10 protein-coding genes are annotated in these 14,561 nt (G+C 40.9%); all 10 read right to left on the reverse strand.

Annotated elements, in window-relative coordinates; translation table 11 throughout:
- Positions 1 to 107: 107 nt before the first annotated feature.
- Complete coding sequence (gene mtlD / locus FTU22_RS09010; protein WP_180094062.1) at positions 108 to 2,279, reverse strand: bifunctional mannitol-1-phosphate dehydrogenase/phosphatase; 2,172 nt, start codon at positions 2,277 to 2,279, stop codon at positions 108 to 110.
- Positions 2,280 to 2,514: 235 nt separating this feature from the next.
- Positions 2,515 to 3,735: an MFS transporter gene (locus FTU22_RS09015; RefSeq protein ID WP_180094064.1), complete on the reverse strand. Its 1,221-nt coding sequence runs from the start codon at positions 3,733 to 3,735 to the stop codon at positions 2,515 to 2,517.
- A 111-nt stretch (positions 3,736 to 3,846) separates the two neighbouring features.
- Positions 3,847 to 6,114: a TonB-dependent receptor gene (locus FTU22_RS09020; protein ID WP_180094066.1), complete on the reverse strand. Its 2,268-nt coding sequence runs from the start codon at positions 6,112 to 6,114 to the stop codon at positions 3,847 to 3,849.
- A gap of 15 nt (positions 6,115 to 6,129) precedes the next feature.
- Positions 6,130 to 7,401 carry an MFS transporter gene (locus FTU22_RS09025; protein WP_257225908.1) on the reverse strand — a complete coding sequence of 424 codons (1,272 nt, stop codon included), beginning with the start codon at positions 7,399 to 7,401 and terminating at the stop codon, positions 6,130 to 6,132.
- Positions 7,377 to 7,769 carry a hypothetical protein gene (locus FTU22_RS09030; RefSeq protein WP_078190999.1) on the reverse strand — a complete coding sequence of 131 codons (393 nt, stop codon included), beginning with the start codon at positions 7,767 to 7,769 and terminating at the stop codon, positions 7,377 to 7,379. The genes FTU22_RS09025 and FTU22_RS09030 overlap by 25 nt, the downstream gene beginning before the upstream one ends.
- A complete protein-coding gene (locus FTU22_RS09035) occupies positions 7,766 to 8,398 on the reverse strand; it encodes a GNAT family N-acetyltransferase (protein ID WP_180023596.1) in 633 nt (210 codons plus the stop codon). Before FTU22_RS09035 ends, FTU22_RS09030 begins: the two co-directional genes overlap by 4 nt.
- 54 nt (positions 8,399 to 8,452) lie before the next feature.
- The gene (locus FTU22_RS09040) at positions 8,453 to 10,288 is read right to left on the reverse strand and encodes an IucA/IucC family siderophore biosynthesis protein (protein ID WP_180094070.1); all 1,836 of its coding nucleotides are present in this window, start codon (positions 10,286 to 10,288) and stop codon (positions 8,453 to 8,455) included.
- On the reverse strand, positions 10,288 to 11,745 hold the full coding sequence (locus FTU22_RS09045) for a lysine N(6)-hydroxylase/L-ornithine N(5)-oxygenase family protein (protein WP_180094072.1): 1,458 nt from the start codon (positions 11,743 to 11,745) through the stop codon (positions 10,288 to 10,290). The genes FTU22_RS09040 and FTU22_RS09045 overlap by 1 nt, the downstream gene beginning before the upstream one ends.
- Positions 11,738 to 13,522 carry an IucA/IucC family siderophore biosynthesis protein gene (locus FTU22_RS09050; protein ID WP_180094074.1) on the reverse strand — a complete coding sequence of 595 codons (1,785 nt, stop codon included), beginning with the start codon at positions 13,520 to 13,522 and terminating at the stop codon, positions 11,738 to 11,740. Before FTU22_RS09050 ends, FTU22_RS09045 begins: the two co-directional genes overlap by 8 nt.
- A 585-nt stretch (positions 13,523 to 14,107) precedes the next feature.
- Positions 14,108 to 14,377, reverse strand: coding sequence for a hypothetical protein (locus FTU22_RS09055; RefSeq protein WP_180094076.1), 270 nt, complete (start codon positions 14,375 to 14,377; stop codon positions 14,108 to 14,110).
- Positions 14,378 to 14,561 lie beyond the last annotated feature (184 nt).

Raw genomic sequence — 14,561 nt, forward strand, 5'->3', positions numbered from 1 at the left:
TTTAAAGCTGAAATTCATTCATCTAAAGCATCTTTGTAAGAAAAAAATGCCGAGTCATACTCAGCATTTTGATTCAATATATATTGCGCACAGATAAGCATTATATTTTAGGCAAATTTCGCAGTATCTTTCTGATCTTGCGTTACAGCATGGTTTTTCCAAGATGTAAACTGCTCTGTGGACTGATCAGAAAAATGCTGCAACTGTATCATTACATTGGCCTCAATCTGTTCAATACGTTCCAGTTGTTCAAGCTCGTTGGTCTTTTTCAGTTCTGAAAATTGCAACTGGATAAAGTTGATAGCCTGATCCATCGTACATTGATTTACACTCACGGCATACATCAAACCATAGACAATCCCTTGTTGTAGATGTGTTGTCTCAAGTCCATATTTCACATTGGTCGCCAACGAGCCCAACACTCGTTCATTAATTGCAAGTTTACGTAAAGGATCTCGTGCCACACGCGCACACGGATCTTTATACGCATGTTCACAAGAGTTTATAAAGCTTTCTGCCAGTCGTGTTAAATCAAAAGCACGATTAGGTAAGCATCGTGCTAAACCAGCCTGCACCTCGTCAATGAGTTCATGCATAAATTGATCAACACGATGATCTGCAAGTGCCACACCTATGGTTTGATGATTGAACAGTGCAGATTGCCAAGCCAACATGGCATGTACGCCATTCCATAAGCGATTTTTGATTAGCTGAATATCTTCAATATGATCGACCAAAATCATTTGACGCATTTTTTCTAACAAAGGACTGTTATTTTCTACATAGATCGGCATGTCAGATTCTGCGTTAAATAAAATTAAATCCATGCTTTGCAATATATGACTTGGGTGGAAATTTCGGCGCATATCCTCAACATATAAAGTGGCTTGACGTTCCTGATCAGGATTTAATTTCGTCGCATCTTCTAAGTCTAATTGAGCATCCACTTCAACTTCATCTAATTGAAATTGTTTGAAAATATTATATTTTATACGGAGCTGACGATATAAGTTTTGGTCACTTAACTTTGATACCATGCGGTTGACCACGGTGTCGCAAAAATAGTGTTGTTGTATGATTTTCTCAGCAACGACCGCCCCTGCAAGCTCAGTTAAAGCCTGTTTTAAATGTGTCATTAATAAATGTTTTGCCCCGACTTTGTTCAAAATAATGAGCATCGTTAGGGGTTCGATGGCTTTCTCATCATGTGCAATATGTCGTGCATACAGGCCTTGTGCAATGGTATTGGCTTCTTCCGCAATCGCTTTTTCAGGCAAACAGATGGCAACCAAACTTGACTCTGTGTACATCTCTTGCATCTGCTGAATATTTTCAGCATCAATGACTGCCATGTTTTCAATGCGTTCGTCATAAGACAATTGACCATAGCGAATACAATAGGTACCAAATGCATTGACCGCAGAGCGATATAAAGGGTTACGTGTCGAAGCATAGATTTTTTTCGGGCGAGTATAACCATCCCAATGCGACAAAATTTGTGCTAAATAACCACCACCAATCGCCCCAAAACCATGAATACCAACAGTGAGCTGATTAAGGGTTTGTGGAAAAGCCTCTTGCACATGCGGCATCTCTAAATGCGCAGTGAACGGGTCAAGTTCCGTCAAACAGTCATACATACATTCATAATAATATTTGGCTTTGGACAGCATGTTTTGATTGGGCGATTTAATATCTTTAAACAGTACGGTAATACCGCCAGCGTCAAAGGCCGAAGTCACACCATTTTCCGAGTCTTCAAACATCAAACAATCAGCAGGATTTAAATTCAGCTTTGCGGCAGCACGCATAAATATTTCAGGATGTGGCTTACCATTTTCAACTTCATCGCCACAGACTAAGACATCAAAGAACTTATACACATTGGCATTGATGAGATATTCTTCTGCGATTGCACGGCGACTCGATGTTGCCACGGCCATCCTCAGTCCTGACTTGCGTAAGCGTTCTAATACTTGAACCAAGCCTTTTTTGATCGGTACACCAAACTGACGAACATGCTCCAGCTCTAATTCATCTGCGCGTTTGCGAATATCTGCGTATGGAATGTTTTCATCATATTCGGCTTGGGCCAATCGATGCGCGCTTTGTGCACTTAGCCCCAAACAATTCATCAGATAAGATTCGGAAAACTCAACACCGGTCAATTCAAGAGATGCCTGTTTCAATGTTTGAAACCGTAAACGTTCAGTATCAAACATTGTTCCATCCATATCAAAAATGGCGCCCAAAACCAAATCATTATTAAATTTAAGCATTTAACCTCCGTTATTTTTTATGTGAAAAGAATAACGGAGAAAACTATTGATTCAGTACTTTGAGAATTAATGAAACAATTGTGATTATTTTTTAATCAAAGTGCTTGCTTTAAACATCTATTTTGTAAGATCAATCACCAATCAAGTAACATCATGTAATTAAAACCCACTGTTGTCAGGATTGTCTTGTCGTCACACTAGCCTATCGAAGTATGTATAGAACTCTCTGCTTATTTCATTCAGTCACTCGCTTCACGGTTTGAGTTTTGGTTTGAAATAAAAAGAATACGATTAAACCAAGCATCACTAAAAATAAAAAATAATACGGAAATTCTTTGTGCCACTGGTATAAACCCGTGCTAATCAGTGGCCCGACAACAAAGCTCAAGGCCTGAGTGGCTGTACACCAACTTGCCACCTTAGTCTGTAACGCACTGGGCGCCGTTTGCGCTGCACCCGTTGTAAATGCAGGGATTAAACATGCAACCGATATACCATATAACAGGTACGTGGCTTGAAATATCCGTAATTCAATGGTGAAAACCGAAATCAGCAAGGCTGCTGCCATGCTAAACAGCCCACCCCAAAGTAAGCGATATACACTCCAATTTAAATATTTAGAAATCAGCGTTTGCATCACTACCAAAGCGATACCCACGACGAGAGAACACTCTGCAAAATGCACTGCGCCTTCTGCAGCAGTCATATTAAAGCGGTCTTGTATATAAAACCCGGCCGTTAAATTTACGGTCACGATGGCAAGATAGAGACTGAATCCCAACATTAACCATGGATAGCATTGCTGAATGCTCAAATCCGTAGATTGTATCTCATCCTTAGCTGTCACTGGCTTTTCAACGATATGCTGTTCGGTATGTCGGTCAAAGCTGAACACCAAGACCGCAGAAATCAACGCTAAAATAATGATTGCAGCCCAAAGCGGCGTCATGATTCCACCGAAGCCCAACAGCAAAGTTGTTAGAAATGGCCCAATGATCACGCCTGCACTATTTAATGCACCGAATTTTGACATCGCTTGTGAACGCTGCTGCTCATTGCTAAAACGGGTCATCACATAAGTTTGCAAGGCAATCTGTGGCATCGCCATAAATACCCCAGTGGCTGCACGTGAAAGCATTAGTAAACTAAACAGCAACAACATCCCTATCTGAACAGAAAGGCCATACATCAACACTGCAGTAAATAGCCCCCATGTCACAGCCATGCCCACAAAACCGATACTCAACAGTTGATAAATCGAAAACTTGGATTGATTTTTTGAAATGTAAATCGCACCGATGGCCATCAGCAGCGCACCGACGGAAACCATTGCTCCGCCTTGCAGTTCAGAAAGCTTTAACTCTCGAACCAATGGCGCCAACAGCGGCAATATCATCGAGAAACTTGCACCATTGGCAAGACTGGCAGCAATAAACAGTTTGTTATTTCGATCCATTATTTTTGTTATCCATTTTTAATGGCTACGTTATAAACAATAGAGGTGACTTAAGCCACCTCTATTTTGTAAGTCACGATACCGTGCTTTAACCCTGATTCAGGATTTAAATTAGTATTTCACCGTATAACTTAAACCGTAGGTACGACCTTGAGCTGCTAGGCTAGAAATTGGGCCATAGACAGTTTCAACCGACTGGCTGTATACCGACTTATAATCCGTATTCCATACGTTGTAGACACCAAAGCCCACATTACCCGGTCCTACTTTTGCATTGGCAATCACGTCCATCGTTGCAAAGCCTTTAATTGCCGCTGCTGGAGCAGATCCAAATTTCACAGCGTCTTTTTGGGCTTTGTCTGTACCGCCAATCGCTAAAGCTTGTACACGTAGGCTCATGTCATTATCAAACTGCCATTCTGAAAATGCTGTACCTTTTAAAGGTGCTACACGAATAGCATCCAATTCTTGCCAGTCACCTTGGGTATTTTTAAATTGGCCCGTGGTATATGCAACTGTGCCCCCAACTGTCCAATTTGGTTGAACTTCATAACTGGCATTGGCTTCGACACCATAGATACGTTCATCGGTATCAATAACATCAATGGTGTAATTCGGCGCACCAAATTTCAGGCTTTTATCTGAGTCATTATAAAAAGCTGTCACTCCTGCATTTAAACCACCGGCATTTTGTACACGCCAACCGAGTTCATAGTTATTGACTTTAATCGGGTCAATGGTTTGGCTATTAATCACAGAATTTGCAGGCACATCACGCAGCATACGTTGCACATCGGGCAAGTTTGAACCTTGTGAGAAATTGGCAAACACTTGCTGTGCATCTGTTAAGTGATACACCGCGCCAACATTAAACAGCGTTGCATCATGTTTTACTTTGCCGCCATTCAGTGTTTTCGCCACATAACCTGGGGTTAAATCTGCAGTAATGGCTTCCATATAAGGCACAGATGAATCGACATCGCTTTCTACACGTTCATGGCGAATGCCTGCTTGTAAGCCAAGTTGGTCGGTTAATTCATATTGCGCTTGGGCAAATACCCCAAGTTTTTCTGTTTCAACATCTGGGCCAAAGGCATAGTAGTTAAACGGCTGATAACTCAAACCATTACTTTGAATAAACGTTGCGCTGTCATACATTTGGATATTTTGTTGATCTTTTTCATTTTCATAGTCCACACCATAGGTTAAACCCAGTTCACGACCATTTAAGTTAAGATCTTTTTGTAGAGCAACACGCGCGCCTAAAACATCGATATCGGTTTCTGACTGATACACCAAGAAGAGTTCAGGTGCCATTTGACGTGCAGATGGGAACCACCGTGCTTTTTCATTTCGATAATAGGTTTCAGCGTTTAGACGGTGGCCTAAAATATCTTGATTTTCATATTGTGCGTTGACGCTATAACGTTCAGTTTGTGGTTGTTCAGCAAGTAGTAAGCCCTTTACTGCATTTAATGACAACGGCAGCTTGCCACCCACGGGCTGTGAGCGCAGCGCATTTAAATTTGGACCATAGTCAGGTCCATAATCACTATCTTGCTCATCATTATAATATTGCGCGCCAAAACTCAGCGTTTGACCATCGGCAATTTTCCAACTGACACGACCATTTAGATCTAAAGTGTCGGTATCTTGACGGTCTGTTTGCGCAATTTCAGGTCCAATACGGTTGCCATGGCTATCTTGTATTTCGCCACGTTTGGTATAGCTTGCACCTAAAGTTCCGCGTAAATTGCCTTGATTAAAATTCATGGTTTGCGCAGCTTCATAAGCCAGCGCATCGGACTTAAAGTTATTACCAGAAGTGACTCCTACTTTTGTTTCAAAACTCAGCGGCTCTGATCCACCTCGTTTAGTGATGATATTGATAATACCGCCTGTCGCACCTGAACCATAAATACTACTTGCACCAGAGACCACTTCAATTCGTTCAATCATCGACGGGCTAATACTCGCCAGTTGTCGAGATCCATCACGATATCCCGTTTGTGGCACACCATCGATCATGTATTGCACCACACGTCCACGCATGGTCATCCCATAGTTAGACGTTGTACCACTTGATGGAGTCAGTGATGGCACCAATAAACCGACAATATCAGCTGTGCTTTTACCTGCATTGGCTTGTTTTTCAATTTCTTCTTTAGGAATGCTGTACACCGTACCCGCAATATCGGCAATGCTTTTCGCAGAACGGGTTGCCGTCACAACAATCGGTGCCATTTTAGTGGCTTCTGTAGTTTGTGTTTCAACTGCTGTATTTTGTGCAGTGTCTGTCGTGACGTCTTGCGCATAAAGCTGAGTGCAAATTGCTAAGCTGAGACAAGTCAGTTGCATCGGTAGAGCTAAACGTTTCATATTCTTTTCCATTTCTTAGAGTTCCGATTGAGTCGGAAGAGTTTGAGTTTTTAAATTTTGTGTTTTTAAAACAATGCGCTGACTAACTAAGACACTGATTACTGAGCCGATTGCCAATACCAAGTAAAAATGTCCATAGCCTAATGATTTTGCGAGAAAGCCTGAAAATGCACCGCCAATGAAGTAAACGAGCAATTCAAAGCAAACTAATATGGTGAAATCGGTACCCGCCTGTTCTTTAGAACTGGTCTGCATGAAATAGGCATAAAGTGATGTCATGGCGATATAACGAATGGCTAGCATCAGCACGACAAATAGACCTAAAAGCAGATGCCATTGATTCAACCACCCCAATACAACGGCTGCCCCAATGACGGCATATAGCAATGTACGTAACCATCCTGCCCAGACCAACAATTGCGTCGCTTTGATTTTTTTCAGCAATACAGCTGCACTAACAGCTGCAATCAGGCCGACACCGGCACCGACCACAGACATCAACACCCCGATCTGAGACAGTGACCATTTTTGATCGATCAACATGGGATTCAGCATTGCCATAGCGGGTGCTTCCACCACGCGATAACAAACAATGAGCAGCAAGGCCCAACGAATCTCAGGTCGTTTAAACGCTTGTCGTAGGCTTGGTTTGGCTTTGGCAAGTTGAGTTTCTGGTTCTTCTTGAATAAAAAACACAGCAAACATGGTTAAAAATGTCAGCAGCGCTAAAGTTGTGAGCGCTGACTGCCAACCCCAATATTGGTAAATCCATAAAGTCGCAGCGCCACCGAGCATACTACCGACGGCCACCCCAATACTTTGTGCCATACTGCCCAGACGGTAATTGCCTTCGGTAAATTTCTCTACCGTATAACCATCAATCGCAATATCTTGCGTTGCCGCAAACGTTGAAATCCATAAACCAACAATGACAAATAAAGTCAGCCCATAAGAAAACTGCGTAAAGGCTAAAACCAGTACCCCCAGTACCAATGCGATTTGCGTAAACAACAACCATGTTTTACGTTTACCGAGTTTTTTGACATAAAGCTGATCGATCCAAGGCGCCCAAAAAAACTTGAATGCCCATGGAATATAAAGCAGCGATAACATGCCGATCCAGCGTAAATCTACCCCTTGATGTCGTAAAATGGCAGGCAAAGCCACATTGTAAAAATACAGAGGCAATGCATGTGCTAAGTACAAAATGATCACGACGCTCAAACTCAGGACTGAAATTTGAGATGGTGAAATTGCATGATTTAATTTTCTTGAGTGTTGTTGCATATCCACCTCTGCACTGCCCATTGCAGCGCATCAGACTGTTCTAATGAAACGTAATAAGGCACACGCCACGCTGCATGCAGTGCGGGTGTGTTTAAACGTTTGAAGTCATCTGGATCTTGCGCAATACGCACCAGACCCAAACAATATTGAAAAAAGAGATGTTTAAACTTCTTGTACCAAACGGCCTGTATTTGCCGATATTCTTCAGGAAAAGTTGTTCCCTCAGCCGTTTGCATAACCAAAACAAAGGGCTGACTTTTCAGAAAAAAGCGCTCAACTTGAGTCAACCATTGTTCAAACTCTTCCACTGAAACATGCGCTGAAAAGCGCATGTCCAGTATGTGCATGTGGGTGCAGCGATAACTCATGACACCGCCTTAGCTAGTTGCTGATGCTGAAATGCCTTGGAGTCTTTTAAGTAATGACCGAATTTTGCATAAAAAGTTTCTCTAAAGCAGTAATACAACATGGCAGTCTTTTCAGGCATTGGGATTAGGCGCTGCGCTTCATAGCACATGTCTTCAACTACGACGGCATAAGGCTTCACACTATGATCAGGCTCTCCCACAATCTTGGCTGATGCGGCATTTTCAAAGATATAAAAACTCAATAAACGCATGACGGGACGTAAATAGCCTTTACCAAAAACGGACTTTTCACCAAATAACAAATGCCAACCTAGATCTAGCTCGTCACCGTCGTAGTACAAACCTAATCGATCCCGTTTTCCCTCGTAAATCTCTGTGTAGCCCACATCTTTACCGTTTACCCCTACGATCAAAATTCGGTGATGATCATCTGCCAGCATTTTTTCGTAATACACTTTTAGTTCAGTTTCTGACTTATTGAGTTGCCACTGTGGAATCACATGCGGTTCATGCATCCATTTATGAACCAAAGCCATATCTTCTGGATATTGCATTTGTCGTAAGTAGTATTGCGTCTCATTCTCATAGTATTCATAAAAATCAGGTAGTTGTCGTGATAACGTTGTCATGATCTCGTCCTTTAAGTTTGTTTAATCTTTTCTGTTCTTAGCTCAAAAATCTGCTTATGACGCAATACGGTTGGTTGTCATTTTCTGCTTAGCAATATGCAGTTGTTTCGCCCACTGATTTAAAGTGTTTGGACTTACAGGGTTTGCAATTGGATCTAAAAATACAGGTACTGGTCGTTCTGCTTCGTCGTTATAACTGGTGGTAAACAGTCGTACTCGGTTCAGACAAATGTTCTCGAAACGTGGACGGAACATACTGAATTTTTCAATACGATCTGCCAAATCAGGATGCGCCTGATGAAATTCATCGATCACGCTGGAGATGGTCTGCCAAAATTCAAGTTCTGTATGCTCTGGATAATCTTCAAGGAAGACATTACAGATATAGCGGTAATGCACCATGAATAAACCTGTAAAGATAAAGTGACTAAGTTCTTCAGCAGGATGGCGCAGTAAAATTTGCCCTTCAGGTGGTAAATTTTCGAGTTCAGGAAAATCTTCATCAACTAAATTGACATCATCAATAAAGTCCTTCAGCACCATTTTTTTCGGTAAACCATTTTCATGGATTAACATGGTGTTTTCACCGTGCGGAGAAAAAGCTAAACCATATTTGTATAAGCAAATCAGTAGTGGTGTTACGCAGACTTCAGCAAAACGCTTCAGCCATTGCAAAGGCGTCAAACCTGAAGCCTCAATCAACACGGATAAAATAGACCGACCATTTATGTCTCGATGCAACAATGCTGCTTGGGAAAGTGCTAACTGGTGTTCACCAATACATGGCTCGACACTTTCACGCCATAAACAACCAAACAATTCTTTAAATTGGTAAGGCGCACCGTCTATCTGATCAAAACACGGCTGTTGTAAAGTGAGACTCGCAATTTCGCCCAAAAATGCCACCTGTGTTTTTTGCAGGTCTGCATCATGATGTTGAATGTCCTTCAGCCAAGCGGTCACCGCAGGTGCAGCCAAATTTCGTTTTGAAGGCAAACCTCGATAGACCGCCGTATTAAAGATACTGACAGGTAACTTCACATAATGACGTTCAGGATGACTGGTATTGCATAAAGTACGAATTGATTGCATTGGCACATAGTCGTCTTGTCCAATGTCCAGCTCTACAATGCGCTGATCGACGATTTCATTGGCATAGGTCGGGATTAACCACTGATGCCATTGCCATGCATGTACAGGAATAAAGAAATACTCAGCAGCATCTAAGGCTTTGTCCGCCAATTGCTGTTGAAAATCGTGTAATTGCGCAGAATTCAATTCATGGCGATATAAGCTTTTCGCATCCCAAGCCTCGGTCGAACGAAACTCAGCTAAATCACGATGAACAGCTAACCACAGAACTTTGACCGTTGGAGAAATCTCTGGTGCGGAGCTTAAATAATCATCATAGCCAAAACCCATACGGCCTTTACTCATAATGAGCCAGGGGTGTCCACGTAACATGCCTTCAATTTGATAGTGTGGTGCTGACAGCACAGCCTGACTTAGCAATCGCTGTTCATCAAAAACATGTGCTTCAGCCAACCATGTATTGTTCATCTCTTTAATCAAATAGGCCTTAGTAAATGGCTTCACCTCAGCTTGATTTGAAAAAGCACGAATAAATTCATGCAGATTCCATGCGGGCTCTGTTGTCGATTCACTTAACTCTCGAACGCTCCCTTCAACAATACGCCAATGCCCAAGCAGAAACTGAGTCGCTTCAAATTGATACGTTTTATCATCCAGTTTGAGTTGCCAAGTGTTATTTTCCACTTGCTGAATCTGAATAATTTCTTCATATAAAAACTCAGCAATTGCCATTTCAATCAGTCTTTGCCCTGCACGGCGCCACTGCGTTTGATTTATCTGTAATTTTGCAAATGTCATTATAATTTCTCGAGTTTAACCGTATTCTGTTCTTGCTTATTCGGCATGGTCGTATTGCGGTTCATTGCATAGTTGGCAATGGTTTTTTTTACGGATATTGGTCTTTGGATATTGGTTGGCGCTGATTTTTTCACAATACCCATACTGTGCATTTCAGTATTTTCACTGGGTGAAAAATGTTGGAAACTTTGTGCTTGATCGCCTAAATCGTATAAGTCAAAACCCAATAATTGATTAGCAATGACCGCTGCACGGTGAGCACCCAGCCCTAAATCTGGTGTTCCTACGCCGTGGCTGTGCATTTCCTGATTTTGAACAAAAATTTCACCGACAGCGTCATGCTGTACGCGGTAGTCCTGACTAATTTTCCAGCGACCGAATTCATCACATTGAATCAGTGGTTTTAGATATTTGAGATATTGCCACTCTGGACTGTGATATCCCGTTGAAGCCACGATAAAGTCCGCATCTAGATAGAATTGTTCTGCCGTGACTTTATGCTGAAACTGCAAACGGATACCCGCACCATGAGGCTCGGCATCGACCAAACCCACCTGAGCATGTAAATGCGTCTGTTGAATATTTTGACCAATACTCCGGTGATATAGTTTTTGGTAAATATCACGGATGGTTTTTGCACTGATGCCCTTATATAACAAACTTTGTTGCTTCAATAGTTCGGCTTTATTTTCAGGGCTCAGTTGATAAAAGTGCGCGGTATAATCTGGACTAAAATGCTCCAATCCAAGTGGTGCATATTCCATTGGGAAAAACCCATTTGAGCGTGTCAGCCAATGCAATTTAAACTGCGCTGTTGTGGTTTGATCCTGCAAATATTGACGATCAAACAGATCCATAAAGACTTCGGCCGAAGACTGGCCTGATCCCAGTACAACCACATTCCCTTTCAAGTGATTTAACGCTGCATTGCAATAATTTGCAGAATGTAAGCAGCGCTCCGGATATTGCTGTTGTATGTCTTTTAGACACTGTGGTAAATGCGGAACATTACCCGAACCAATGACCAAATTTCGGCATTGATAACGTCTAAAACGTCCATCTTGCTCAACCATGACTTCAAAGCCTTGCTCTTGGGCATAAATGGCTTTTACGGTTGATTGATATTGAATATGCTCTAGTTGGTCTGCAACCCATTGACAATAATGGTTATATTCACGTCTAGGAATCTGAGCTTGTTCTAAAAAATAGAATTTGTATAAACGCTGCTGCGCCTTTAAGTAATTTAAAAAACTAAAAGGACTGGTTGGATCGACCATGGAAACCAGATCGGCCATAAACGGCACTTGCAGTACTGTATTGGGCAATTGCATACCCGCATGCCAGTCGAACTGTGGTTTCTTTTCAAAAAATTGATACTGCAAATGATTTTGCTTATGTAGCAAACTCGCCAAACTAAGGTTAAATGGCCCTAAGCCTATCCCAATAAAATCAAGCATATTGCATATCCTTCTGTTCCACACATAAAGGATTTGGCAACTGTACATAAACCGATTGCTGATCGACTGGGGCAATCAATTCATCCAGCTCATACAAGCGTGTCAACAGATTGCCCTTATACGGCAAGGTCGGCTGATAAAGTAATGAATGAATCAATGAACTTTCTGGATATGCCCGATGTAAGTCCAACAGTCCATTTTGCAATATTGATATCAACACTTGCTCTGTGACATATCCAGTTGCACCAATTGCATTGATGATGCCGAATAAAGTATTACCAAAGAAATAATAGCTAAAGCGCTCATCGACAAAGGCTTTGGAACCCACGGCTTGCGCTTTTTCTTGCAACTCTGGAAATGCACTTAAGACCTCACCTGCAAGTTCTTCGATATAGTAAAAGCCTTGATTGTCACGCAGCCATAGATATTTAGGCATTGCATTTTCAAGCTCAAGTAAGACATTTTGCTGATGTGATTCAAAGGCCATTCCGTATTGATGGTACAAATACATTAATGGTTTTAGACTGATAGCTAAGAATTGTTTAAACCAATTGATCGCAATGGCGCTTTGATCAAGTTCAGGTTGTTGTTTTTCGATTTGTTCAAATAAGGCATTAAAACGGCTTTTCGGCTGTGCAGGATGCTCTTGGCACAATGACGCAATACAACTCACCTGCTGCTTTTCACTGAAAGGCTGATCACGGAAGATGCAAATAGTTTCTTCGACGATTTCATCATCTATGCTCAATGCCATCCACGCAGGATCATTCACCGCTTTGAGCGTTGAGCATTGTTGTAAAATACGTTCACCGAGACTTGAATGCCAAAGTCGATGGGTCATTTCACCACGGTGGCATTCTTTGGCAAGGTTGACTCGGATTGAATTGGTGATCATTACAGATAGTGATGGTTTTAACATCCACGGCGCTGCAAAACTTGTCATAGTCCGTACCGAAGTTGTTGGTGAAAATGCCCAACCTTTCTCGCAAAAATCGATAATTTTTAATTTGGTTTTTAAACTTTTAAACCATGCTTTTGACTGTAAATAACGTGCTTGCCAAGGATGCAAAGGCAATAACTTATAATGCGAATAAGCATTCAGTAGTGCTTGATCTGTTTCTGATAAATGCCATTGCAATTCGCTTTTCAATTGCGCTGATACTGATTGATCTAAAGCTGAACCTTCTTGAATATATTCTGGAGCCACCAACCAATAATGCAGTTGGCTGAGACCTTTGGCTTCTGGCGAATACCTTTCCCAATCTTCATGCACAAAACCGACCCGACTTTTCGGTGCAGGATGCATGCTGTGCCCTAAAATTAAAGCTTGTTCCGATTCAATGAAACTTTGTTCCGCTTGGACCAAAGCCTCAAAATCATGTTCGCGCAGTGTCAAAAATTGAGTAAGCGCTTCACGACTTTCGATCCAACGCTCCAATAATGATGAAGCATCCAGTGTATGACCTGACTCTTGTACGAGCTGTTCAAGTAATAAGCTCGCGATCGCGGTGATACTAAATGACTGTTTCTGTCCCTTGTTAAAGACGTGTGGGAGATCTGCAAGACGATGTCTACCAACAAGGCTGACATAAGATAGGGGTACAAATAACTGTGATTGAATGCAATCTAAAGGGATGCATAACAACGTCAAGCCTTGGCTAAACGTCAATTGTGATGAATTCTGTTGATACTTTTCCAGTAAAATAGCTTTACCGGTTTCTTGTGAGTATGCATTGACAAGATGCTGCATCGCCAAGCGATTTGCAAGCTCTTTCATCTGACCATATCCTCTATTTTTAAGCTTTTCCAAGCTTTGTCATGTAATTATGTTTCTTTAACTGTGCAAGTAATGCTTAGTACACTGGCCAGCGTGAAACTATGTTAATGATAATCATTATTATTAATAATTGCATTATTGTGAAGATTTGCTACAGGATTGCAAATTTGGTCTTATCTCTCTGTATTTAAAAATTAATTTTTTTAATATGAACTTTTCTGTTTTTATTTATACAATTTTCTGAAATGGAACTAAATGATAATTTTCTCATTTAGCATAGAAAAAATGAATCACCTTGTTTATTTATCGGACATTTTGTCACATTGTGCAACTTAAACTAAAAACCCATGTCTTTTACATGGGTTTTTATATTCTGCTTTTAACCAAGCTTTTATTTAAATCAAGGAACGAAATGTGCAGTTAAATTTTAATCATTGAAGACTTTAACTAACACCATACTGGCCATACATCCTTATTGCCAATTAGCATGTATTTCATAAAAAACACCTACTGATTTCTGATCAATATCTTCTATTCAGACTGGTTATACAGCATGAATTATGTACTCCAACGATTTGGTTGAAATCAATCAATTGATTTAACAACCCAATCCAAAAACTTGTGCTTATCAAAAAAGTCTGGCGCAGCATTCGCAAATATACTTTTTTCTCTGTTGTTAAAGATTCCTTTGTAATAAAAAGACCTATCTGCGGTAAATTTTGACTCTTCCCCTTCATGCAATTCTCTAAAGAAGATCGATAACTGCATAAATCGACTTTTAGATGCTAAACTGTGTTTTTCTAATACAAAATTATAGATTTGCTCAATAATCGCTTTCGAATTTGAATAAGGCATTTTGTTGTCTCTTTATTAGATCGCTCTTTCAAATTACAGCTTTTAAATTAAAATACAACTGTTTTGCTTGGATTTTAAATACCTATTTTTTATAAGTATTTTTATAATTAAACACCTTTAAGTGCTATTAATGAATCAACCTCCAAACATGAAGTTTTACTAAATTCTGCTTCTGCGACTACAT

It is taken from the genome of Acinetobacter sp. YH12076, from assembly GCF_013419525.1.
Lineage (GTDB): Bacteria > Pseudomonadota > Gammaproteobacteria > Pseudomonadales > Moraxellaceae > Acinetobacter > Acinetobacter amyesii.

Excerpts from the sequence above, each read along its gene's own strand:
- FTU22_RS09025 (WP_257225908.1), bottom strand. The coding sequence starts at position 7,401 with ATGCAACAACACTCAAGAAAATTAAATCATGCAATTTCACCATCTCAA.
- FTU22_RS09055 (WP_180094076.1), bottom strand. The coding sequence starts at position 14,377 with ATGCCTTATTCAAATTCGAAAGCGATTATTGAGCAAATCTATAATTTT.
- FTU22_RS09035 (WP_180023596.1), bottom strand. The coding sequence starts at position 8,398 with ATGACAACGTTATCACGACAACTACCTGATTTTTATGAATACTATGAG.
- FTU22_RS09015 (WP_180094064.1), bottom strand. The coding sequence starts at position 3,735 with ATGGATCGAAATAACAAACTGTTTATTGCTGCCAGTCTTGCCAATGGT.
- FTU22_RS09020 (WP_180094066.1), bottom strand. The coding sequence starts at position 6,114 with ATGAAACGTTTAGCTCTACCGATGCAACTGACTTGTCTCAGCTTAGCA.
- FTU22_RS09045 (WP_180094072.1), bottom strand. The coding sequence starts at position 11,745 with ATGCTTGATTTTATTGGGATAGGCTTAGGGCCATTTAACCTTAGTTTG.
- FTU22_RS09050 (WP_180094074.1), bottom strand. The coding sequence starts at position 13,522 with ATGAAAGAGCTTGCAAATCGCTTGGCGATGCAGCATCTTGTCAATGCA.
- FTU22_RS09030 (WP_078190999.1), bottom strand. The coding sequence starts at position 7,769 with ATGAGTTATCGCTGCACCCACATGCACATACTGGACATGCGCTTTTCA.
- mtlD (WP_180094062.1), bottom strand. The coding sequence starts at position 2,279 with ATGCTTAAATTTAATAATGATTTGGTTTTGGGCGCCATTTTTGATATG.
- FTU22_RS09040 (WP_180094070.1), bottom strand. The coding sequence starts at position 10,288 with ATGACATTTGCAAAATTACAGATAAATCAAACGCAGTGGCGCCGTGCA.